Raw genomic sequence first — 20,913 nt, 5'->3', positions numbered from 1 at the left:
GGTTAGACGTTCCAGCCCTTCTCGGCCTCGGGGCCGTTGCGAGGGTCCTCGTGACGGGCGATGTCCTGCTCGTGCGCCTGCCGGAACAGCGGGCCCATGTCCTCGGCGACCGCGACGGCGCTCATCAGGGCGCCGAAGATGTCGTTGAAGCCGTCCGCGACCTCCTTCTCCAGTGGAAACTCCGAGTCGGAGCGCTCCGCGAGGATCTTCATCACGTTCGCCACCGACGTCAGCGCGGCCGGCAGGCCTTCGACCATGGCGAGGATCTCCATGGCGTTCTCGGGGTCGTACTGGTTAGCGGCCTGCTCCATCTCGGAAGCGACCTCTTCGAACCGGAAACCGGACACGTGCTCTCCTTCATTCACACCGGATGTGCTGGGGGTGGGGATGTCTGCGGCCGGGCGTTCCACCTGCTCGCCCAAGCCGTCGGTGCCGTCCTGAGCGGCCTCCGCATCGGCGGCGGCCTCCTGCTCGCTCAGCGTCTGGCGCGTGGCTTCATCGCGGGCCGCGCGCTGCTCGGTGGCGGTGCGGACGATCTGCCAGAACAAGCGGCGACCGGGGTACATCAGCCACGGGATATCGAACTTGCGTCCGATTAGCGTGCTGACAATGCCGAGCAGCCCGACCGGCAGGGCGAGCAGCGCAGCCAGCAGCCGGCGGCCCTGGAAGCGAGCTGCGGACCGGCGCAACGCCTTACGCGCCGCCCGACGGGCCGGGGCCTTGCGCACCTGCGCCCGCTGCGCCGCCACCGTGGCGCCCGCCTTGGCGTCGCGCCGGTTGCGCTGCTTGGTGACTGCCGCATCCCGCGCGGCACGCGCCTTGCGGGTGGCACCGTTCATGAGCCGGCCTGCCAGGCCAGGACGCTTGCCCGACCGGGCCCGGGAGGTGCCGGCAGCGGCCTTGGCGTTGCGGCGGGCGTCGGCGACCGCGCGCCGGGCGTTGGCCGTCTGCGCCCGCCGCCCGCCGCGCGAACCTGCCGCAGCCTTTTGCGCGGCCCGCAGCGCCTTGACCTGCCCGGCACGCCCCGCAGGGCTCTTGCCCGCGCTCGCCGCGTGCTTGGACGGGCCATGACCGGTCTTGCTGGGCGTCTTCGCGTTCGTCGTCGCGGCGGTGCTGCGGCGGTGCTGGCTGGGCACCTTGCCCGACCGGCCACCGGATCCACCGGCGCGCGAGCCAGCCGAACCGCGGCCCGCGCCGCCGCGGCCCGTTCCGGTGCTCCGCAGTCCTGCGGAGCGTGCAGCCGCACGACCAGCCGCGCGGGCCGCGGACCGGCGAGCCTCGCGGCGAGGGCTCGCCTTGCGGGAGCGGGTGGCGGCGACGGTGCCGAGGACGACGATGCCGGTCGCGGCGACGGCCGCGGCGATGGGCCCGCCGGCCAGGGATGCGGCGGCGAGCGCGCCGACGGTGCTGTTCGCGCCGGACAGGGCGAGTGGGACGATGGGCCACCCGCCGGGCGTGTGGTCCACCTCCTCCACGTCCTTGCCCTTCTTGGCGGGCGGGGTGTCGGGAGGCGGGGGCGGTGTGGGCGGTGCAGGCGGAACGGCTACCGGTTCGGTGCTGACTTCCGTCATGCTGAACGCACTCCTTAAGGGGAGTAGGGCCCGACCGGGACCGTGGAAAGTTGCCGGTCGGGCCTGCTGACGTGTGGGGGTTCAGGCGGCGGGCTGTTCCTCGGCGGCCAGGCACATCCCGCAGATGCCTTGCGAGGTGGGGATGCAGTAGCCGACGTCCAGCTCGCAGCGCGGGCAGGTGCGGCGCGCGAGCATCGCCAGTGCCAGAGCTCCCCACTTGCGCGAGGTCATCGGGCGGACGGGCTTGGCCAGGTCGAGGCGGTAGAGGTAGGCGACGCGCGCCCCGCGGCGGCGGCTGTACACCATCACCTGAGCGGCGACCGGCTGCCCGCCCGGCCGTAACCCCTGGGTTCGGAGCTGTCGGCGGGTGGCGTAGCCGTCCGGGGCCATCCGCCACGGGTAGGTCGGTATCCCGTAGCGGACCCCGTCGGGGTCGAAGCAGCGGCTGTAGGCGGTCGGCATCACTCGCCGCCCACGGCCACCAGATGCGGCCGATCCAAGCCGTCGCCCTCGCGCACGGCGAGGATCTGCTTACGCGCCCACGACTCGCTCATGCCGTACGCCTCGCCCAGCGCACGCGCGGACAGCGGGCGTGCGGCCTGTGCGGATTCGGCGTACGTACGCCGGGCGTCCTGCCGCATCCGCTCCAGCTCCGCCTCCTCGAATTGAGCCTGTCGGGCGGCCTCCTCCGCGCTCAGCTCCGGTGTGCGGACGGTGTGCGGGGTGTGCGGATCCGCCGCCCGCACGGCGTCCGCACGGCCGGTGACCTGCTCCGACACCGGCGGCGCGGTCTCCTCGACCGTGCCGCTGGGGGTGTCGTCGGGAAGGTCGGGGGCGGGGGTGTGCGGGAGGGGTGCGGGGTTTCCCAGACGCTGTCCGTCCGACTGCTGGTGTGCGGGTGCGGGCTGGTGGTGCAGCACCTTGGCGACCAGATCGGAACCGAAGTAGATCGACCCGACCGGCAGCGAGGTCGCCAGCAGCACCAGCGCATAGTTCGCTGCATCCCACTCCGCGAGCCGCCCCCACTCGGCCCTCTGGCCGTGCAGTTCGGGAACGAGCCCGTGAACGTAGTTGAGCACCAGCGACGCGAGCGTGTAGGTGCCCAGCACCCGCAGGGCGAACTTGCGGTCGTCACCGGCCAGGACAAGCGTGGCGACCAGCGCGAGCGCCATCAGGCCGTCGACGACGAACGGGTAGAGGGTGGCGGCCGTCGCGTCCGCGCCGATCGCGCCGGCGATGTCGCGCAGCGCGTTCCACGAGACCCTAAACGCCATCGCGACCACCGCGACCAGCGCGGCCACCAGCAGCTTTCCCTTACGGTTCACCGGGCACCCCCCAGCGCGAGCAGGACGGCAAGGACGAGCAGGGCGCCACCCGCGCGGGTCAGATCGATCGCGCGGCGGAGCCCGGTGAACTTCACGACCGCCAGCCGGGACAGTCCCGCGATGTCGGCGGCGAGGTCACCGCCGTCGACGGCGGTGGCGATCTCCGCGGCCGTGAGGGTGGCCCACAGCGGGAAGCCGTGCCGGCCCCGCAGGTTCGGACGCACCGAAGCCAGCAACAGCCCGGCCGCCGCGACCAGCAGCGCCATCCCCAGACCGCCCGCCGTACAGGCGGGAACGTTCAGCGGCAGGTCGCGGGCGACCGTCCACGCACCGGCGAGAATCGCACCGACGAACGCCAGCAGCAGACCCGTTTTGGCGTCCGTCCGGGCGATCTCCGCCTTCACCTCGGCATGCGCAGCCACCAGAGCGGCGCTCATGCGGCGACCTCCCTCGCGGTGACGCGGTTGGCGAGCGTCGCACGCTCGGCCAGCACCCGGCTCCTGTTGCGGCGGACGCGTCGCTGGTCCGGCCCCGTCGGCGCCCGCTCCATGAGAGCGATCTGGACGTCCAGCGTCTCGACGTCAGCGAGGATGCCGGGCATCTCGGCGTCGATCGCGTCCAGCTCGGAGTCCGTCGGCTCCATCCAGTCGGCGAACGCGGTAACAGCGTCCTGAACAGTGACGATGTGTTCCATGGGTCGTGTTCTCCCTGCAAGGTGGCAACGGCCCGAACAGCGGCCCCGGTGCTCGAACACCGGGGCCGCGCGCCGTTGAAGTCGGTAGATCCGGCTCCCCTCAGCGCTGCTCGTTCGGGACGAGCAGCGGAGGCAACCGGCGCGACGAGAGCCGCGAAGGTCGATACGCGTTCTAGTCGCGCAGTCCGTCTTTTCGACTCGGGGAGACGGGGCCCGCCTATGCAGTTGTCAAGCAATCGCCAGTGCGGGGCCCGCCCCTCAATAGGGCGAGCTATCCCGTCCGGCAGCCGCCCCGCGAAGGCGGGGCCGGCGTTGCATCTATAGACTGGACCGGTGGACCGGTCCAGTCAACCCTTGAAAATCGAGTTGGGAGACGGGAAGTTGCGTTTGCGCAGGTCGGAAAGCGTGACGAGGCATCAAAAAAGCTGGACCGGCGGACCGGTCCAGCTCTCAAAACGTGCAGCTCCTACATGGCGTACGTGTCGACCTGCTCGAAGAACACGGAGGGCGTGACCCCTTCCTCGCAGACCAGCGGTCGGCCTGCCTGGTCGTACGCCGTGTGAAGGAGCACAGCGACCGCGCTGGCCGTCGCCACTCCCAATCGGTCCGCTTCCGCGTCCGTGGCGAGGCGCACTGTGGTCACATCCACCCCCTCGACAGGGAACCGCCCAGTTTGCCGGCGGACATAGCGTGTCGTGCCCTCGGCGATGGGCGCGGTGTCGGCGAGGCGCGGCGCCGACTCTGCGATCTCTGGCGGAAACCACGCTTCAACGCAACTGTTCGGAGTCCCGTCCGGCAGCTGCAAAACGCGGATGCGTCGGAGCGCCTGGACCCCGGAGGAGAGTCCGAGCGCGGCTGCCACGCGCGCGGGAGGTTCTGACCAATCCGGCGTGCCGATGCGCAGGTACGGCATCCCGCCCAAGATGCGGGCCGAACCAGATCGGCGAGCACCAGCGGGGCGCGCCACTGGCGTGTCTGTGACGACGAACCCGGTGCCCTGCTTGGCCACCACCACGCCATCGTTGCGCAGCACGTCCACAGCCTTGATGGCGGTGGCCCGTGAAACGGCCCACTGCTCGGCCAGGTCGCGGCCCGACGGGATGGTGTCCCCAGGAGCGAACTCCCCAGCAGCGATGCGGGCGCGTAGAGACTCAGCGATCTCTTCGTACTTCAAAACGGCCATGGCTTCCACTACTCCGCACGCTGGACTGGTCCACCGGTACACAGGATACTGCGACTATGTCGAATCTCGAATTGGCTCCCTCTGTGATGCGGTTCTACGGCGAGACAGTGAACGAGGACGGCCGCCTGCGAAGGTCGGCAGACGGACGTATGGAGCTGGTCAGGACCCAAGAGCTACTCCGCCGCTTCTTGCCCCCTGCGCCGGCGCGTGTGCTTGACGTGGGCGGGGGGACCGGAATTCATGCTGAGTGGCTGGTGAAGGACGGCTACGAAGTCACGCTTGTGGACCCAGTGCCCCGCCATGTCGAGAGCGCGGCAGCCGTGTGTTCGGCGGTCGTCGGAGACGCCCGCGACTTGCGCGAGCCAGATGACAGTTTCGACGTCGTGCAGCTTCTCGGGCCGCTCTACCACCTGCCCGATCCCGACGACAGGCGTGTGGCACTGGCGGAAGCGCACCGCGTGGTAAAGCCGGGAGGGTTGGTCGCGGCCGCTGCTATCAACCGCTACGCGTCCCTCTTCGAGCACGTCACGTACGCCCACCTTCACACCGAGCGGATCCGTGACTCCGTCTCCAAGATTCTTGAGACGGCCGTCTATGACGGTGTACGTGGATTCACCTTGTCCTACTTCCACCGCGCAGAAGAGCTCGTGACGGAGTTGGAGGCCTCTGGGCTGACGGACGTGCAGGTCTTCGGGATCGAGGGGCCTGCATGGTCACTGGTGAAGGCAGCAGAGCAGCAGCCGGGCGAGGGGCCAACAGATGAGCTGATCGCCTCCGCGATGGAGGCGGCGCGCCTGGCAGAGCCGTACCCTGAGCTGCTTGCTGCCAGTTCCCACCTGCTGGCCGTGGGCAAGGCTCCTGCTGACATCAACGCCTGACCTGCATAACGGCGGAGATCGGCAGACAGGCGCAGCCGCCCGGCGCGGGCGCGCACCGCCTCCGCACCGCCCTGATCTTGCTCGACGCGGGACCCGAGCCAGAGAGATGGCTAAAACCGTGGAGCCAGCCTCAGCCACGGCGGGTATCTCCCACTTCCTGACCGCAGCCACCGAGCGCCCCGGCCAGTCCCGACGCAGAGGCCCAAACCCTGCCCGACTTGCCAACCAGTCAACGCACTGCCGATCCGCCTCACACCACTACTAAGTAGAGCATTCCCGAAACAGGGCGAATTGCTACCGCTAAGTAACATGTCCACTATCCCTGCACAAAGGGTTAGCTGGAGCTACCATCCAACGCATGGACGACGTGCCGCGCGTACTGGTCGAACAGGCTCTAACTACCCTTGGCGTGACCGAGGTTGCTCCCCTGCGGGGTGGTGCGCAGAAGGCGGTGTCACTCGTCGATCGCGACGGGGAACGCCTAGTGCTCAAGGTTATATCTATTGGTGCCTCCAACCCGGACAGTATTAAGCGGGCGGAGCGGGAAGTCGAACTGCTTTCCGCCATTAGTAGTCCCTATGTTGTGGCGGTGGCATCTGAGCTAATCGAGCTAGGCAATCCCCCGACAGGTGCTGCCTGGCTCGAAGAGTTCCTAGATGGTGACGACCTGACGCCTAGCCTTCAAACCGGGCCGTGGACCTGGAATGAAACGGCGATGATGGCTAGGGACGTGGCAAAAGGATTGGGAGCCGCTCACGTCAAGCGGGTAGTTCACCGTGATTTGAGTCCGAATAATATCCGCAGACTCTCCAACGGTACCTACAAAGTCATGGATTTCGGGTTCGCTCGGCATACTCTGCGTTCCGGGTTGACCATTGCTGGACAGCCCGGAACTCCCGGATTCGCGAGTCCAGAGCACCTGCACAACTTCTCTGGAGCGCCGACAGCCGCTTCTGACGTTTTCTGTGTCGGCATTCTCGTGTATACCGCCCTTAGCGGACAGGTGCCGATCCCATACGCAGGCGATGATGCCGACTACGCCATCCGCCTAATAAACGCCCGCATCGTCGATATAGCCGAACATAGGCCAGATCTCACCGACCGGCAATGCGCTCTAATTCGCAAGTGCCTGCACCCGCAACCCGCACGGCGGTACTTGAACGGAAACCGTCTGGCGCAGGCCGTTGAGGAGCTCATGTGAGTATCTTGATCGAGGACAGTCCCCGCAACCTCCTAGCCTGGATAGTCCAGGCAGTAAAGGCTGGAGACGCGCATGGTGCCGTTATCTCCCCGTTCGCTTCTCCGCTTCAAGGTCTGCGACACAGGCGCAGTGCGGAGGTCATGGCTCGAGGACTCCTAAGCGAAGGGGCTCAAGTCTGGTTTGATGCTCAGACGCACGCTCTCCAAATGGCTGGTGTTGGAGATTTCCGCTACTACCAAGAGTATGAACTGTGGGACGGTAGTAGAGGAGATCTTTCCAGTGCGTCTTTGAGGAGAGGTCACATCGCCAGGGTTTTTGCGTTCCAAGATCGCCTAGAAGTGACAAGGCTCGCTCCCACTACGCTGCTGCATCACGCGGAAACTCAGAGCAGTGAGGCGGCGTTGGAACTAGCGAAGGACGCGATCGATCAAGCACCGGACTGCTGGATTACGATCGCTGGCACTGCCCCCTTCTGGGAGAGTGGTCTAGCACTGGATGCCCATATTGGCGCCCTCGCCCAACTGGAACCTGCTGGTTGGTTTATCGTTCCGGTGCGACCGCTCGCGACTCTGCCAGTGGAGGTCGAGGCTGAGGAAACTCATGGGATTTGCAGGACCGTCAGAGCTCTAAGCGAGAACGCGACGGTGCACATTTCTCACGGGGACCTCGCCGGCCTGCCGGGGGTTGCTGCTGGAGCTGCAAGCGTGGGATCTGGCTGGGATCAGCGTCAGCGAGCATGTGCTTACGCTAGCTACGCGGAGCGTGAGAACGGCGACGGGGGTGGTGGTGGTTGGTATGAACGGGTCACCATCCGAAGCCTGTTGGGGTCGCTGCGGCCGTCCGAAGTAGCCGTGCTTCGGAGTCAGAACCCGGCGCTCTACCAGGCGCTTGGTGAATTTCCACCGCCCGGCCCTCAAGAGGCCTTCCGGCATCATGTATCCGCCCTCCGCTCCGTTATCAGCGCTATTGCCGACAACGGAGATGACTATCACGCACGTTACGCGACCTTGCTGGAGATGTACCGCAACTCTTCCAGGCTCTGGCCGCAGGTGGCGGCTACAACAGGTTCACCTCTGAACGCCTCCCACTGGACCGATCCGCTACAACGTGGAATGACCCTCTACGGGGAAGGTGAAGGCTGGTAATCGTTGCGTAGCGCGGCGACTGTGTGCTCTGCCGCCCATACACGCTTTTGGCGAGAGTGAGTCGATTCTAGGCGGGGACGAACAATCCAATTTCCGGCGACCATGAGCCCTCCCTGGTCACGCTCGACCTCGTCACACATTCGTTGCGTTGCCTTTTTGGACAAGTCGCCCATGACCACAACATAGGAATCTGCCCACACGGCATAAGTGCGCACCTGTCGCAAAGCCTTACGCCAGTCCTCCACCTTGGCTTCCACTGCGATAATGCTGCCGTGTGGTTTGATGCTCGGGGGTCGCACATAGAGGTTGGCCTTGACTTCGATTAGACCACCTGATTTAACGAGATGAGGTACTCTTCGTGCGATAGTTGCGCTAGGCCATCCAATAGCGCGAGCGAGGGCGTCAACGGAGCGGGCTGCATTCGCGTGAGCTACGGCCACGATCGCGGCGTCTACTTCATTCAGCAACGGTGGAACCGGATAATCAAGGCGTGCATCGAGTGCGTCACGCCCGCCGATGATGGCAGTGAAATCGGGAATTCCATATGGTCCTGTCATTTCCCGAATTATAGTCAAATCCCGCCTCGGCGTAGCCAAATCGACACACGCTTTCAAGGCTGGTGCATGCAGGGCGAGTTCTTTTGTTGGTTGAAACCGTTTTCCTGCGCGAGGTTTCGCCGTATCGGTGACATTCGCGTTCACTCCACACCCCGATTGCAGACAGCGTCAATATTGGATGATCTGGCGTCTAGCCTACAGCAAACCACCGACAATAGCCGTGCTGGGCATTTCTGGCGAAGGTCAGTCATTGGTTTCCTGCATTCCAGACGCAGGTTTTGAACTGCTCCTCACGCAAGGACGCTGGGCCGGGGCGCTAGGGGATTCACGTCGGCGTTCGCTCAGTTCTAACCCGATGAGAGCGTGATGGTTGTGGTTCACAGTCCCCGAACGTGTGATCGTCCCTAGGCCGTCCAACGCCTCTCAGAGAGTGTGCCTGCGCTTCGCGAAGTGACGTCAGCAGATGGCATCAATGTCGTCGGACAGTAACGGAGCGGAACAGCCACAGGAGCACCGGCAGCTTTCAACATCATGAACACGCAGTAGGTAACCCGATGATCGAACTTCCGATGCAGTGTTCTCGGACCCACTTCCCCCAGGTGTGCCCCAGGGGTACACGGGAGCGGAGATACCGCAGGTCAAAGTGCCCGAACCCGTCCCGCTGTAAATCTGCCTGGGCCGCCGCGTCGTCCTGTACCTCTATGTCCGGGGCGATGCGCCAGTCTCTCAGGGCAGCCGAGACTTCCCGCAGCGGTGGCAGACGGCTCTTTGCGGCTGTATAGACCGTCCCGTCAGGAGACATGCCCGGCTACCTGCCGGCTTCCATGGCACGGGTGGGCGCTGGGTACCGTGGTGCCATGAACGCCGCAACGATGGGACTCGCGGGAGCCTTAGCGGGTGCACTGGTCGCTGCTGCGGCGACCACGCTCGGACCGCTCGCCCTCCAGAGAAGGAAGGAGCATGTGGACGAGCGACAACGGCGGGCGGATGTCGTCACTCGCAAAGTGGACATCGTCAACGACGTCGGGGTGCACTGCCGTGCCTGGCTGATCTACCTCGTGCGGGTCTTGGAGGATGAGGGGCGAGGCGTAGGTCCGACCGTAGGCGAGTTCGATGAAAAGTCCGAAGCCTTGAGAGGCGCCGCCGAACGCGCCTTGGCTCAGGCGGCACACGCGGGCTACGAACTATCTGACAGTGGCTTGGCCGACGCGCTGCGCGCCATGGAGACCCAGGTTCGCCGCTCACTGGGACACGGTGGTCCGCGTGCTCTCGCGCAGTTGAGGGAACAAGCGAGCGGCTACTTCACTCCTCGGGAGATCGTCAGAACGAACATGCTTCGCCAAGTCACTAGTGAAGAACTACCAACGGATCCCCTAGCTGGGACGGTCTTCGAACGTCGTCATCCACCTCGGCCGTAGGGCGGGCTGGCTTGCTGCGTCCGCATGCGTGGGGCACTGGTGGGGCTCCGGGACTTGAGATGGGAAGCGGCCCAGCTCAAGCGCGTTCGCGCGGACTGTAAAACTGCCGGCGCAGCCGTCTCCGTGCGCCGTCGATAGCCACCGAGAGCCGCCAGTCTCAGTTGCAGTCTCATTTCAGGCTCGGTCCGGCACCGTCCGTCAGTGTCCATCGAAGTCTGTGAACATCCCTGACCAGCGGGGATGTCTGGTTTGCAAACGCCCACGGACGGCCCCGGATCAAGGTCGGACAGCTCGTAATGCGTAGGTCTCGGGTTCGAATCCCGAAGGCGGCTCCGAGAAACCCCAGGACTCACTCGCCGTGACCTGGGGTTTCTTCTTTAGGGTGACCTTGGACCCAAGCCGGTCGGGCATCTGTGGTGCCCAAGCGTGCAGTGATTGGGCAGATCGGTCCCGATCGGCCGTGCGGTCACACGTGGGCTCGGGGCAGCCGGGTGGGGCCATCCGGACATACCCACGATCAACGCGCTCGACCCTGGGCACGATCGACAGGAGCCGCCGCAGGGGTGTCAGCCAGGAAGTGTCCCCCGATGCCAGGTCGCGGCGTCGGTCGAGTCCCAGGCCCCGGGGCAGCGGTGGAGTCGCTGAGCCCGGAGCCGTCTATGGGCTGCCGCTCAGGCAGACTTGGCGGTCATGCTGCGTTCTCGGGCGAGGAGCTCGACGATCTTGTGGAGACGCAGCTTCGGGTCGGGAGCCTCGGCGATCATTTCGGTGAGCAGGTTGTTGAAGTCGTCCAGTGCGGGGCTGCAGAGCCCGGCCGCGTTCATCGCGGCATGCTCTTCCTGGAGTTGTTCGATGATGCGGGCGGCGTCGGCGTTGACGGCGGCCGTCATGCCGGCACCTCCGCCCGCTCGGGCCCGGTCCCGCAGAGGACACGGGTGATCGTGCCCCACACCTGGTCGGGGTTCCCGGTCTCCAGGATCATCCCAGCTGCCACGTCGAGGGCCTTGTCGATACGCCCGCCGTTGTTCTCCTTCTCTACGTCGATGGCGTGCAGTGCGCGAACGACGTGGGGGCGGGCCGCCGCATGCGCGGCGGGCAGCCGGGCCGGGACGGGGTACGCGGCCGGGCTGTCGTCGTAGGTGACGACCCTGGGAGTGCCCCTGCCGCTGCCCAGGTGGACGTCCAGGCGAAGCAGGGACGCTTCCCGGAACAGGGCGGTGATGCCTGGGCCCATGCTTCGAGGATCACCTTTCGGACGGCGTATCCGTGCCGGCGCAGCGAGACGCGTGCGAGCCAGACGGCGGTGCCGGGGTTGGTGCGTCAGGGTACTTCTCGGTCAGCGCGATGCTGGCCGAGTCGACGTGGACCTGACCCGATCTGGATTCCGAGATCGCCATCCACGCCCATAGTGATGAATGCAACCCAGAGGACCGCGATGAGAACAAAGGCTGCTTCGGTCGCGGTACTGGTGACTCGTGTTTTCAGCTGTGGCGCGACAGGTGGCGCATCATCAAGGAAGGCGAGTCAATCCAAGGTGAACGTGCAGGAAGCGGCTGACACGCTATGAAGGGGTGTGGGCGTGCAAGGGATATCCTCCGACGACCTGGTCACGCAGCTTCTGCGACTGCTTCCGGAAGTGAAGCCGTATGTCGAGCAGGCGGCCGCCCGGCACGATCTGAGCGTTTCCCAGGTGACTCACTGGGAGCAGCTCAACACCAGTCCGGGAACGCTCATTTCCGAAGTCCTCGCTTATCCGCTGTTCCAGCCACTGATGTAATCCCCGGAGATCGACGCGGAAGGGGAGGATTTCCTCAAGCGGTGTTTCGAATTCATCGAGGCGCTCCATGAGGACCCCACGGGCCGGCTGACGGACACCGCCTGTTTCACCTTCGTGGAGTCCTTCCTGGAGAGCAGGGAGGTGCTCGACCGCGCCTTCCGCTTCGCGTGGCCGAGGACCCGGGCGGCGGCCCTGTCCATGCTGCGCGCCTGGAACGTCCCCGTGGACCCCTCCTGGGAGCACCCGTCGGGCGAACACCCGCCGAAGTAGATCCGCCGGGGACCACGGGGGATCACGTCGGATCGGCGGGGGCGGCCGGAGACGTCCGAGACGCCGAGACGTCCGAGGACGGCAGGGTGGTGACCGCGCGTCAGCCCAGCAGCCGTACCGGTGCTCCCGCCAGGTAGGCCCTGATGTCCTCCACCGCCTGCCCGTAGTACCGCTCGTAGTTGGCACGCGAGACGTAGCCGAGGTGCGGGGTGGCCAGCAGGCGGGGAGCGGTGCGCATGGGGTGGCCGGAGGGGAGAGGCTCCACGTCGAAGACGTCCACCCCGGCGCCCGCGATCCGGCCCTCCCTCAGCGCCGCCAACAACGCGTCCTGGTCGACGATCGCCGCGCGTGAGGTGTTGACCAGGTATGCCGTCGGCTTCAGCAGGGCCAGCTCGGAAGGGCCCAGCAGGGCGCGGGTGCGGTCGCTCAGCGCCAGGTGGACCGAGACGAAGTCGCTCCCGGAGAGCAGCGCCTCCTTCGACGGGGCCCGTCGCACACCGACCTCCGCCGCCCGCTCCGGCGTCAGGTTCTGGCTCCACGCGCTCACCTCCATGCCGAAGGCGAGTCCCACCCGGGCCACCGCGCTCCCGATCTTTCCCAGGCCCAGCAGGCCGAGCCGGCTGCCGTGCAGGTCAGCGCCGACCGTCGACTGCCAGGGCCCGCCCTCCCGCAGGGCCGCGTTCTCCCGCACGAGCCCACGCGCGAGGCCCAGCAGCAGCGCCCACGTCAGCTCGACCGGCGGCGTCGACGAGCTCTGCGTGCCGCACACCGTCACGCCGTTCGCCTTCGCCGCCGCGTAGTCGATCACCGAGTTGCGCAGGCCCGACGCGATCAGCAGCCGCAGCCGGGGGAGCCGGTCCAGCAGCGACGCGGGGAAGGGGACCCGTTCGCGCAAGGTGACCACGCAGTCGAACGCGGCCAGCGCCGCCGCGAGTTCGTCCTCGTCGCCGAAGTGCCGGGTGAAGGGGACCACTTCCAGCTCATGGCCGGGGGCCGACCAGTCGGCGAGGCTCGTGGCGACGTTCTGGAAGTCGTCGAGTACGGCACAGCGGAAGGGCACGGCGTTTCCTCCAGGCGGTGTCACTGCCGGGCGGCGTCCCCGGGCGGGGAACGTCCGGTAGGAGATTACGGCCGCCTGCCCGGGGGGCTGTCGTGGCGACGGCTCGCCTCTGAGGCACCATCTACCGTGACGACGCCCGCCGCGCGCCCCGGGCCGCGGCCGCCGTCGGATGCCGGACCGATCGAGAGGGACGTGGTGGACGTGGGCGAGGCGGGCGACGTGGGCGACGTGGGCGATGCGGCGGACGTGACGGACGCGGCGGAGCCGGGGCCGAGGATCGCCGTCGCCGTGGTGACGATGGGGGACCGGCCCGCCCAGGTGGACGCGCTGCTGGAGTCGGTGGCCAAGCAGGACCTCGCCCCCGCCCGCATCGTGATCGTCGGCAACGGCTGTGTGCTCCCCGAGTTCGCCGCGCGGCTCTCCCTCCCCGGTGAGGTCACCACGATCGACGTCGACGAGAACCTCGGCTGCCCCGGCGGCCGCAACGTCGGCCTGGCCCGGCTGCGCGAGTTCGGGGACGTCGACGTCGTCGTCGAACTGGACGACGACGGGCTGCTCGTCGACGCCGACGTCCTGCGCCGCGTCCGCGACCTGTACGCGGCCGACCCGCGCCTGGGCATCGTCGGCTTCCGCATCGCGGACGAGCACGGGGAGACCCAGCGCCGGCACGTGCCCCGCGTCGGCGCCTCCGACCCCATGCAGGGCGGGTACGTCACCGGCTTCCTCGGCGGCGGCCACGCCCTGAGCACGGCCATGCTCGCGGAGACGGGCGACTGGCCCGCCGAGTTCTTCTTCGCCCACGAGGAGACCGACCTGGCCTGGCGCGCCACCGACGCCGGCTGGAAGATCCTCTACGCGCCCGAGCTGCTGCTCCAGCACCCCAAGACCTCGCCCGCCCGGCACGCCATCTACCACCGCGTCACCGCCCGCAACCGGGTCTGGCTCGTCCGGCGCAACCTTCCGCTGCCGCTCGTCCCGGTCCACCTGGGGGTCTGGATCGCCGTCACGCTGCTGCGCACGCGCTCGCTCGCCGGGCTGAGGGCCTGGTTCGGCGGGTTCGCGGAAGGCGTGCGGAAGCCCGCGGGCCCGCGCCGGCCCATGAAGTGGCGGACGGTGTGGCGGCTCACCCGGCTGGGCAGGCCGCCGGTCATCTGAGTCCGCGGACCGTCCGGGGCACAGGGCGGGCCTCGGTCGTTCACCTCCGACGACCGAGGCCCCCTATGCGCCCGAACCCGGCCGCAGCGGCGACACTCCCCCGAGCTGCGCGTCGATACGCGCGCGCCGTCGGGCCAGATCCGAGAGTCTGATCACACCAGGCCGCGCCAACGAATCGCTAACATGTGGCCAACGGTTCGCCGCGTCATCGCTGGTCATCTGGCCTGAAGTCGCCGGGCGACCCGGGGAGACGGCCGCACCGACGGCCGTCTCCGACGGGGACCGCCCGGGGAACGGCCGGGGCCCGGGTGGCGGAAAACCGGCGGCCGGGGGCGGAATTCCGCCAGCACGGCGGGGTACCCGCCCGGAGCGCGGGCGACTCGACAGGGCGACCCGGCAAGAGCCGGGCGCGGAAGGGCGATGGGCGGCGTGATGCGGCGGTACGGGCTGCGGTTCGGACTGCTGGGCCCCCCGGTCCTCTACCCGGCCGGCCTCGCCGCCGTCGACCTGGCCGAACCGGCTGAACTGGCTGAACCGGCCGAACTGGCTGAACCGGCCGAACCGGCTGAACCGGCTGAACCGGCCGGACCGGTCGATCCGGCGGAGGCCGCCGCCGGGCCCGAAAGCGTGTCCTCGCCCTTCACCGGGCCCGCGGCCCGCCCCCACCCCCGGTCCGAAGCCGGGGCCGCCCCCCTCGGGGACGCCCGACGCGCCCGCGCCCCCTACGAGACCGTCCGCAGCCCCAAGGTGCGCGCGCTGCTGGCCGCGCTGCTCCTGGAAGCGGGCCGGACCGTTCCCGTCGACTCGCTGAAGGAGGCCCTGTGGGGCGGCGCTCCGCCGGCGTCGGCCCAGGCCTCGCTGCACAACCACGTGACCCGGCTGCGCCGGCTGCTCGACGACCCGCGACGGCTGCGGGCCGTGGGGTCCGGCTATCGGCTCCGGGTGGAACAGGGCGAGCTCGACGTCCACGTCTTCGACCGGCACGTCGCCGCCGCCCGCGGCGCGCACGCCGCCCGGGACTGGGAACGGGTCCTGTGCGAGTGCGGGGCGGCGCTCGCGCTGTGGCGGGGCACCCCGCTCAGCGGGCTCCCCGCCGAACTGGGCGGATACGCCTTCGTGCGACGTCTGCGGGAAGCCCGGCTGCTCCTGCTCGAATGGCGGCACGACGCCGAACTCGCCCTCGGGGACGGACGGTTCGAGCACCGGCTGCCGGAGCTGACGGCCCTGGCCGCCGAGCATCCGCTGCGCGAGACGTTCCACCGCCAGCTGATGCTCGCCCTGCACCGCACCGGCCGCCAGGCCGAGGCCCTCGCCGTCCATCGCGACCTGCGCACCCGTCTCGTCGAGGAACTCGGCGTCGAGCCCGGCCCCGCGGTCCGCGAGGCCCATGTGGAGGTCCTCGGCCCCACGGCCGACGCCGCCACCGGTCCGGCCGCTCCCGCGCTCTCCGTCGCCCTCCCCCCGGCCCGGTCTGCGGCTTCCGCCGCCGCCGCTTCCGTCACCGCCGCGCCCGAGGGCTCCGAGGACGAGTCCGTGAGCACGTCCGGGGGCGAGTCCATGGGCGAGGACGAGGGCGAGTCCGCGGTCCGGTCGGTGCGGCGTCCCCGCCCGGCCCAACTGCCTCCGCCCCCCGCCTGCTTCACGGGCCGCGCCGACACCCTGCGCCGGCTCCGCGCCACACTCGCGCCGGGGGACGGTCCGGGCGGGCGCGGTCCGGCCGTCGTGGTGCTCGGCGGCACCGCCGGCGTCGGCAAGAGCGCGCTCGCGCTGCACGCCGCGCACTCCATGCGGGAACGTTTCCCTGACGGTCAGCTCTACGTCCACCTGCACGGCGCGACTCCCGGCGTGACCCCGCTGACCGCGGGCCAGGCGCTCACCGCCCTCCTGCGCGACCTCGGCGTCGAGCCCTGCCGCATCCCCGAACACCCCGACGCGGCGGCCGCGTTGCTGCGCACCGTGCTCGCCCCCACCCGCACCCTGATCGTCCTGGACGACGCGGCGACCGCCGCCCAGGTCCGTCCGCTGCTGCCGGCCGGCGCCGGGTGCGCGGTGATCGTCACCAGCCGCTCGCCGCTGACCGCTCTGGACGGCGCTCACCGCGTCCCGCTCGCTCCGCTGTCCGCCGAGGACAGCGCCGCGCTGCTGCGGGTCGCCGCCGGTCCCGGCGAGGGGCGGGCGGAGCTGGGCGCAGGCCACCCGCTCGTCGGTCTCACCGGCCGCCTGCCGCTCGCACTGCGCGTCGTCGCCGCCCGCCTCGCCGCGCGCAGCGCCCTCACGCCGGACATGCTGGCCCGCCAACTGGCTGAGGCGGAGAGCAGGTTGACGCATCTGGAGTACGACGACCTCAGCGTCCGCCGGTCCCTGGCCGTGGCGCACGACGCGCTCGCCGCCTCGGAGCGCGAGGCCGACCGGGACGCGGCCCTGGTGCTGCGGCGCATCGGCGCGCTCGACCTCCCGGAGTACGGCGTCCCGCTGCTGTCCCGGCTCCTCGACGCCGACGAGTCCCGTGCCGAGGCCGCCCTGGACCGTCTCGTCGACGTGGCCCTGCTGGAGGAGCGGGCCTACGGCCGCTACACCCCGCACGACCTGGTGCGCGACTTCGCCCGCGAACTCGCGGTGACCGGCCCCGCGACCGTTCCCGCCACCGGCCGGCAGGTCCGGGCGCCCGCCGTCGCGCGGGCCCGGACGGTCGCCCTGCACTGGTACGCGGCCGTGGCCGAGCGCGCGCTGGTCGCGGTCGTCGAGGCGGGTCTCGATCTGGAGGACAGGCGCCGGCCGACCGCGGCCCAGCCCGTGGCCCACACGGCATATCTCGCGCAGGCCCCCGCCTTCGCCGGCCCCGAGGAGGCCTTCGGGTGGGTGGACACGGAGCTGGAGAACATCGTCGCCCTGGTGGCGGGCACCGCGGCCGGAGCGACCGGAGCCGCCGGAGCTGCCGAGGCAGCCGAGGCGACGGTCGGTTCGGCCGCTGCCGAGCCGGGGCTCGTCTCCACGCTGCTGCGGCTCCTGCTGCCTTGTCTGCAACGGCGCGGACGGGTCGCCGAGATGGAGGTGCTCGGGCGGACCGCGCTGCGGGTGGCGCGGCTGCTCGGCGACGAGGCCGCCGAGGCCTACGCGCTGGGCGACCTCGCGGGCCTGCACTTCCTGACCGGCCGCCAGAGCGACGCGCTCGACCTCAACGGCCGCGCCCTGGCCATCTGGCTGCGGCTGGGCCGCCTCTCCTGGATCCGGCGCTGCCTCAGCAACCGGGGCCTGCTGCTGGAGGCGCTCGGGCGTTACGAGGAGTCCGGGACGGCGCTGCGCCACAGCCTCCAGCTCTCACGCCGGCTGGGCGACCCGCACGGGGAGGCCGTGGCCCACAGCCACCTCGGCAACCTCTACGAGCACACCGATCCGCGCGCCGCCATCGAGCAGCACCGGCGGTCCCTGGCCATCGGGACCGGCATCGGGGCCGTCATCGTGCAGCACTCGGCGCACTGCAACATCGGCTACGCCCACCTCGCGCTGGGGGAACCGGCCGCCGCGCTGCCGCACTTCGAGGAGAGTCTGCGCATTCTCGGCGCGCACGGCGACTGGCACGGCGAGTCGCAGACGCGGCTGGGTCTCGTGCGCGCCCTGCGCCCGCTGGGCCGGGCCGAGCGGGCGCTGGGGGAGTGCGCCGAGCTGCTGCGCCGGGCCGAGGCCCGCGCCGACCGCTACACGGCCGCGCTGGCCCGCCACCAGCACGGTCTGCTGCTGCGGGAGCGTGGAGAGCGGGAGCGCGCGTTCGAGGAGTGGCGGTCGGCGCTCGACGCGCTGGACGGCACGGACGAGACGGCGGTCGCCGGGGAGCTTCGCGAGCTGCTCGCCGGCCGGGGCTGACTACTTGGCGTCGGCATAGCACTCCACCACCGCGACGGTGAACGGGAACCGCACCGGCGTCTCGCCGAAGGTGAGCCGCCCGGCCAGGTCGGAGGCCTCGCGGATCGCCGCGGCCACCTGCTCGGCCTCCTCCTCGGGACAGTGCACGATCACCTCGTCGTGCTGGAAGAAGACCAGCTCGGCCGCCATCCCGGCACAGGCCCGGCGCAATGCGGCGAGCAGCAGCAGCGCCCAGTCGGCCGCGCTGCCCTGGACGACGAAGTTGCGGGCGAAGCGCCCCCGCGCGCGGGCGTTGGTCGAGGCGTATCCCGGCACCCACTCCTGTCCGTCGCCCTCCCCGTCGCCGTCGGCTCGCCGCCGTCTCGCCACGTGGCTTGCGTCGGGGCCGTCGGCGTCGTCCTCGGGGAGCGGGATGCCGGCCTCCTCGGACCCCGCGTCTCCGGTCCGGGCCGCGGGCGGGCAGGTCCGGCCCAGCCAGGTCCGCACCAGCCGGCCCTCCTCGCCGGCCTTGGCGGCCTCGTCGACGTAGGCCACCGCGCGCGGGAAGCGGCGGCGCAGCGCCGCGAGGTTCTTCAGGCCGTCGCCGGAGGTCTGGCCGTAGACCGCGCCGAGGACGGCCAGCTTGGCCTGGCCGCGGTCGCCGGAGAAGGCGCGCTCGGAGACGGACTGGTAGAGGTCGCTCTCCCGGCCCGCGACCTCCATCAGCCCGGGGTCGCGGGAGATCGCCGCCAGCACGCGGGGCTCCATCTGGTCGGCGTCGGCGACGACGAGCCGCCAGCCCGGGTCGGCGACGACGGCTCGCCGGATGACCTTGGGGATCTGGAGCGCGCCTCCGCCGTTGGTCACCCACCGGCCGGTGACGGTGCCGTGCGCGAGGAACTCCGGGCGGAACCGCCCGTCGCGCACCCAGTCCTGGAGCCAGGACCAGCCGTGGGCCACCCAGATGCGGTACAGCTTCTTGTACTCGAGGAGCGGCTTCACGGCCGGGTGGTCGAGGGACTCGATCTCCCAGCGGCGGGTCGACCGGACCCTGATCCCCGCCTGCGCGAATGCCTTGACGACGTCGGCCGGCAGATCGGGACGGACCCGGCGGCCGAAGGCGGCCGAGACCTCGTCGGCCAGCTCGGCCAGCCGCCGGGGCTCGCCGCCGCCCGCGTAACGCTCGCCGAGGAGGTCGTGCAGGACCGCGCGGTGCACCGGGGCGCTCCAGGGCAGCCCGGCCCGGTTCATCTCGGCCGCCACCAGCATGCCGGCCGACTCGGCCGCCGTCAGCAGCCGCATCCGCGCCGGGTGCCGCGTCAGCTCGTGGCGCCGCTGCTGGTCGGCGTAGACGGCGAGGAGGTCGTCGAGGGGGAGGCGGGCGGCGGCCCGCGCTTCGAACAGCGGGGACTGCGCGCCGGGGGCGGCCGCGCGCGAGGGCGGATCCGGCGGTACGGGACCGCCGCGCAGCCGGGCCAGTGCGGCGGCCGCCGAGCGGGGCTCGCCCGACCGGCCCTCGTGGCCCAGCAGAAGCGTCTCGGCGTCCTCCACGTCGTAGCACCGCTCCACCCGCACCCCCGCGGCGAGCAGCGACGGATAGACCTCGGCCGTGGAGCGCCAGACCCAGCGGGCGACATCTGGTCGCTCGCGCACGGCACGGGCGAGGTCCGGCTCGCGCAGCACCGGACCGGCGGGCAGCCCGTCGGGGCCGAGGGGGGCGAGTTCCACGCCGCCGTCCTCGGCCGGGGCGAGAGCCCACCGATCGGCCATGCTGCGAGTGTGGCAGGAGGGTCTGACAACGGCCCTGCTCAAGCCCGTCGGCCGTCGCCTGCCGCCGTCGCCCTCGCCCCCGGAGTTCTCGCCCTACTCGGCCGCCCCGCCCGCCTCGTCCGCCTTCACCAGCCCGGCGAGGGCCTCCGCCACGAACCTCTCGGTCGCCGCCTTGCCGACGCCGAGGCCGCTGAGCACGCCCGCGCCGTTCTCGTGTTCCAGCAGGGCCAGCAGCAGGTGCTCGGTGCCCACGTAGTTGTGGCCGAGGCGGAGCGCCTCGCGGAAGGTGAGTTCGAGGACCTTCTTGGCGTCCGTGCCGTACGGAACCAGCTCCGGCGGCTCCTCGACGGGCGACGGGAGCGCGGCGGTCGCGGCCTCGCGCACGGCGTCCGGGGAGACGCCCTGTGCGGCGATCGCCTTGGCGGCGAGGCCCTCCGGTTCGGAGAGCAGGCCGAGGACCAGGTGCGCGGGCAGGCCCTCGGCGTTGCCGGCCGCCTTGGACGCGTTGTGGGCCGCCATGACCACGTTGCGCGCGCGGGGGGTGTAGCGGCCGAAGTTCTGGTTGGCGTCCAGGTCGGACGACTCCTTCGGGACGAACCTCTTCTGGGCGGCCTGCCGGGTGACGCCCATGCTGCGGCCGATGTCGGTCCACGAGGCCCCCGAGCGGCGGGCCTGGTCGACGAAGTGGCCGATGAGGTGGTCCGCCACGTCGCCGAGGTGGTCGGCGGCGATGACGGCGTCCTGGAGCTGTTCGAGCGGCTCGTCGTGGACCTTCTTGATCGCGTCGATGAGGTCGTCGAGACGCACGGACGACGTGGTGGCGGGGCGTGAATCGGTCATGTGTCAACCTTAGGTTGACAGTAGGATGGTGTCAACCCAAGGTTGTCACTCGCGCGGGCGCGCCCCCCACGCGGAAGCGACCCCCGCATGGGCAAGCGACCCCACGCGCGGAGGCGTCGGGAACACGCGGAGGCGTCCTCACACGGGCGGAAGCGTCGGGAACACGCGGAGGCGTCCTCACACGGGCGGAAGCGTCGGGAACACGCGAAGGGGCGTCTCCCCAGGGGCG

The 20,913-nt window shown here is 70.0% G+C and carries 19 protein-coding genes; 7 read left to right on the top strand and 12 right to left on the bottom strand.

What is annotated here, in order from left to right; genetic code table 11:
• Positions 1 to 2: 2 nt before the first annotated feature.
• The 6 genes from ACGFSH_RS11165 to ACGFSH_RS11140 form a co-directional block, all read right to left on the bottom strand.
• The gene (locus ACGFSH_RS11165; protein WP_393347169.1) at positions 3 to 1,571 is read right to left on the bottom strand and encodes a hypothetical protein; all 1,569 of its coding nucleotides are present in this window, start codon (positions 1,569 to 1,571) and stop codon (positions 3 to 5) included.
• 81 nt (positions 1,572 to 1,652) lie between these two features.
• A complete protein-coding gene (locus ACGFSH_RS11160) occupies positions 1,653 to 2,033 on the bottom strand; it encodes an RRQRL motif-containing zinc-binding protein (protein ID WP_393347167.1) in 381 nt (126 codons plus the stop codon).
• Positions 2,033 to 2,896 carry a DUF2637 domain-containing protein gene (locus tag ACGFSH_RS11155; protein ID WP_393347164.1) on the bottom strand — a complete coding sequence of 288 codons (864 nt, stop codon included), beginning with the start codon at positions 2,894 to 2,896 and terminating at the stop codon, positions 2,033 to 2,035. Before ACGFSH_RS11155 ends, ACGFSH_RS11160 begins: the two co-directional genes overlap by 1 nt.
• Positions 2,893 to 3,333: a Pycsar system effector family protein gene (locus tag ACGFSH_RS11150; protein WP_393347162.1), complete on the bottom strand. Its 441-nt coding sequence runs from the start codon at positions 3,331 to 3,333 to the stop codon at positions 2,893 to 2,895. The genes ACGFSH_RS11155 and ACGFSH_RS11150 overlap by 4 nt, the downstream gene beginning before the upstream one ends.
• On the bottom strand, positions 3,330 to 3,590 hold the full coding sequence (locus ACGFSH_RS11145; RefSeq protein ID WP_393347160.1) for a DUF6284 family protein: 261 nt from the start codon (positions 3,588 to 3,590) through the stop codon (positions 3,330 to 3,332). Before ACGFSH_RS11145 ends, ACGFSH_RS11150 begins: the two co-directional genes overlap by 4 nt.
• Before the next feature lie 466 nt (positions 3,591 to 4,056).
• Entirely contained in the window at positions 4,057 to 4,773 is a 717-nt protein-coding gene (locus ACGFSH_RS11140; protein ID WP_393347158.1) for a GntR family transcriptional regulator, read from the bottom strand.
• Positions 4,774 to 4,829: 56 nt separating this feature from the next.
• On the opposite strand from ACGFSH_RS11140, the gene ACGFSH_RS11135 reads away from it, so the two are divergent.
• Positions 4,830 to 5,651 (top strand): class I SAM-dependent methyltransferase, encoded by an 822-nt coding sequence (locus ACGFSH_RS11135; protein WP_393347156.1) that lies wholly within the window; start codon positions 4,830 to 4,832, stop codon positions 5,649 to 5,651.
• Between the two features lie 358 nt (positions 5,652 to 6,009).
• Complete coding sequence (locus tag ACGFSH_RS11130) at positions 6,010 to 6,852, top strand: serine/threonine-protein kinase (protein WP_393347154.1); 843 nt, start codon at positions 6,010 to 6,012, stop codon at positions 6,850 to 6,852.
• A 1,120-nt stretch (positions 6,853 to 7,972) separates the two neighbouring features.
• On the opposite strand, the gene ACGFSH_RS11125 is transcribed toward ACGFSH_RS11130, so the two are convergent.
• Positions 7,973 to 8,554, bottom strand: a complete 582-nt coding sequence (locus ACGFSH_RS11125; RefSeq protein WP_393347153.1) for a hypothetical protein — start codon at positions 8,552 to 8,554, stop codon at positions 7,973 to 7,975.
• Between the two features lie 857 nt (positions 8,555 to 9,411).
• Here ACGFSH_RS11125 and ACGFSH_RS11120 point away from each other — a divergent pair.
• Positions 9,412 to 9,972, top strand: a complete 561-nt coding sequence (locus ACGFSH_RS11120) for a hypothetical protein (protein WP_393347151.1) — start codon at positions 9,412 to 9,414, stop codon at positions 9,970 to 9,972.
• A gap of 671 nt (positions 9,973 to 10,643) precedes the next feature.
• Here the strand turns inward: ACGFSH_RS11120 and ACGFSH_RS11115 are convergent.
• Together ACGFSH_RS11115 and ACGFSH_RS11110 are read right to left on the bottom strand one after the other, a co-directional pair.
• Positions 10,644 to 10,862 carry a hypothetical protein gene (locus ACGFSH_RS11115; protein WP_393347149.1) on the bottom strand — a complete coding sequence of 73 codons (219 nt, stop codon included), beginning with the start codon at positions 10,860 to 10,862 and terminating at the stop codon, positions 10,644 to 10,646.
• Complete coding sequence (locus ACGFSH_RS11110; protein WP_393347147.1) at positions 10,859 to 11,206, bottom strand: hypothetical protein; 348 nt, start codon at positions 11,204 to 11,206, stop codon at positions 10,859 to 10,861. The genes ACGFSH_RS11115 and ACGFSH_RS11110 overlap by 4 nt, the downstream gene beginning before the upstream one ends.
• A gap of 345 nt (positions 11,207 to 11,551) precedes the next feature.
• Between ACGFSH_RS11110 and ACGFSH_RS11105 the strand changes: the two genes are divergently transcribed.
• A complete protein-coding gene (locus ACGFSH_RS11105; RefSeq protein ID WP_393347145.1) occupies positions 11,552 to 11,749 on the top strand; it encodes a hypothetical protein in 198 nt (65 codons plus the stop codon).
• Between the two features lie 114 nt (positions 11,750 to 11,863).
• On the top strand, positions 11,864 to 12,019 hold the full coding sequence (locus tag ACGFSH_RS11100) for a hypothetical protein (RefSeq protein ID WP_393347143.1): 156 nt from the start codon (positions 11,864 to 11,866) through the stop codon (positions 12,017 to 12,019).
• Between the two features lie 100 nt (positions 12,020 to 12,119).
• Here ACGFSH_RS11100 and ACGFSH_RS11095 read toward each other — a convergent pair whose 3' ends face one another.
• Positions 12,120 to 13,079 carry a D-2-hydroxyacid dehydrogenase family protein gene (locus ACGFSH_RS11095; RefSeq protein ID WP_393347141.1) on the bottom strand — a complete coding sequence of 320 codons (960 nt, stop codon included), beginning with the start codon at positions 13,077 to 13,079 and terminating at the stop codon, positions 12,120 to 12,122.
• 246 nt (positions 13,080 to 13,325) lie between these two features.
• Between ACGFSH_RS11095 and ACGFSH_RS11090 the strand changes: the two genes are divergently transcribed.
• The gene (locus tag ACGFSH_RS11090) at positions 13,326 to 14,234 is read left to right on the top strand and encodes a glycosyltransferase family 2 protein (RefSeq protein ID WP_393348088.1); all 909 of its coding nucleotides are present in this window, start codon (positions 13,326 to 13,328) and stop codon (positions 14,232 to 14,234) included.
• Positions 14,235 to 14,654: 420 nt separating this feature from the next.
• Positions 14,655 to 18,095, top strand: coding sequence for a BTAD domain-containing putative transcriptional regulator (locus ACGFSH_RS11085; RefSeq protein ID WP_393347139.1), 3,441 nt, complete (start codon positions 14,655 to 14,657; stop codon positions 18,093 to 18,095).
• Here the strand turns inward: ACGFSH_RS11085 and ACGFSH_RS11080 are convergent, their stop codons facing one another.
• Together ACGFSH_RS11080 and ACGFSH_RS11075 are read right to left on the bottom strand one after the other, a co-directional pair.
• Positions 18,096 to 19,844: a bifunctional 3'-5' exonuclease/DNA polymerase gene (locus ACGFSH_RS11080; RefSeq protein WP_393347137.1), complete on the bottom strand. Its 1,749-nt coding sequence runs from the start codon at positions 19,842 to 19,844 to the stop codon at positions 18,096 to 18,098.
• Positions 19,845 to 19,937: 93 nt separating this feature from the next.
• A complete protein-coding gene (locus tag ACGFSH_RS11075) occupies positions 19,938 to 20,684 on the bottom strand; it encodes a Clp protease N-terminal domain-containing protein (protein WP_393347135.1) in 747 nt (248 codons plus the stop codon).
• Between the last annotated feature and the right edge of the window lie 229 nt (positions 20,685 to 20,913).

Origin of the sequence: Streptomyces sp. NPDC048481, from assembly GCF_043200075.1 — a bacterium.
GTDB lineage: Bacteria > Actinomycetota > Actinomycetes > Streptomycetales > Streptomycetaceae > Streptomyces.
This window is presented reverse-complemented; position numbering and strand designations above follow the sequence as displayed.

Bases quoted from the DNA above. Each gene is read 5' to 3' on its own strand.
- ACGFSH_RS11165 (WP_393347169.1), bottom strand. From the start codon at position 1,571: ATGACGGAAGTCAGCACCGAACCGGTAGCCGTTCCGCCTGCACCGCCC.
- ACGFSH_RS11130 (WP_393347154.1), top strand. From the start codon at position 6,010: ATGGACGACGTGCCGCGCGTACTGGTCGAACAGGCTCTAACTACCCTT.
- ACGFSH_RS11125 (WP_393347153.1), bottom strand. From the start codon at position 8,554: ATGACAGGACCATATGGAATTCCCGATTTCACTGCCATCATCGGCGGG.
- ACGFSH_RS11110 (WP_393347147.1), bottom strand. From the start codon at position 11,206: ATGGGCCCAGGCATCACCGCCCTGTTCCGGGAAGCGTCCCTGCTTCGC.
- ACGFSH_RS11075 (WP_393347135.1), bottom strand. From the start codon at position 20,684: ATGACCGATTCACGCCCCGCCACCACGTCGTCCGTGCGTCTCGACGAC.
- ACGFSH_RS11135 (WP_393347156.1), top strand. From the start codon at position 4,830: ATGTCGAATCTCGAATTGGCTCCCTCTGTGATGCGGTTCTACGGCGAG.
- ACGFSH_RS11140 (WP_393347158.1), bottom strand. From the start codon at position 4,773: ATGGCCGTTTTGAAGTACGAAGAGATCGCTGAGTCTCTACGCGCCCGC.
- ACGFSH_RS11160 (WP_393347167.1), bottom strand. From the start codon at position 2,033: ATGCCGACCGCCTACAGCCGCTGCTTCGACCCCGACGGGGTCCGCTAC.
- ACGFSH_RS11080 (WP_393347137.1), bottom strand. From the start codon at position 19,844: ATGGCCGATCGGTGGGCTCTCGCCCCGGCCGAGGACGGCGGCGTGGAA.
- ACGFSH_RS11150 (WP_393347162.1), bottom strand. From the start codon at position 3,333: ATGAGCGCCGCTCTGGTGGCTGCGCATGCCGAGGTGAAGGCGGAGATC.
- ACGFSH_RS11085 (WP_393347139.1), top strand. From the start codon at position 14,655: ATGGGCGGCGTGATGCGGCGGTACGGGCTGCGGTTCGGACTGCTGGGC.
- ACGFSH_RS11120 (WP_393347151.1), top strand. From the start codon at position 9,412: ATGAACGCCGCAACGATGGGACTCGCGGGAGCCTTAGCGGGTGCACTG.
- ACGFSH_RS11115 (WP_393347149.1), bottom strand. From the start codon at position 10,862: ATGACGGCCGCCGTCAACGCCGACGCCGCCCGCATCATCGAACAACTC.
- ACGFSH_RS11145 (WP_393347160.1), bottom strand. From the start codon at position 3,590: ATGGAACACATCGTCACTGTTCAGGACGCTGTTACCGCGTTCGCCGAC.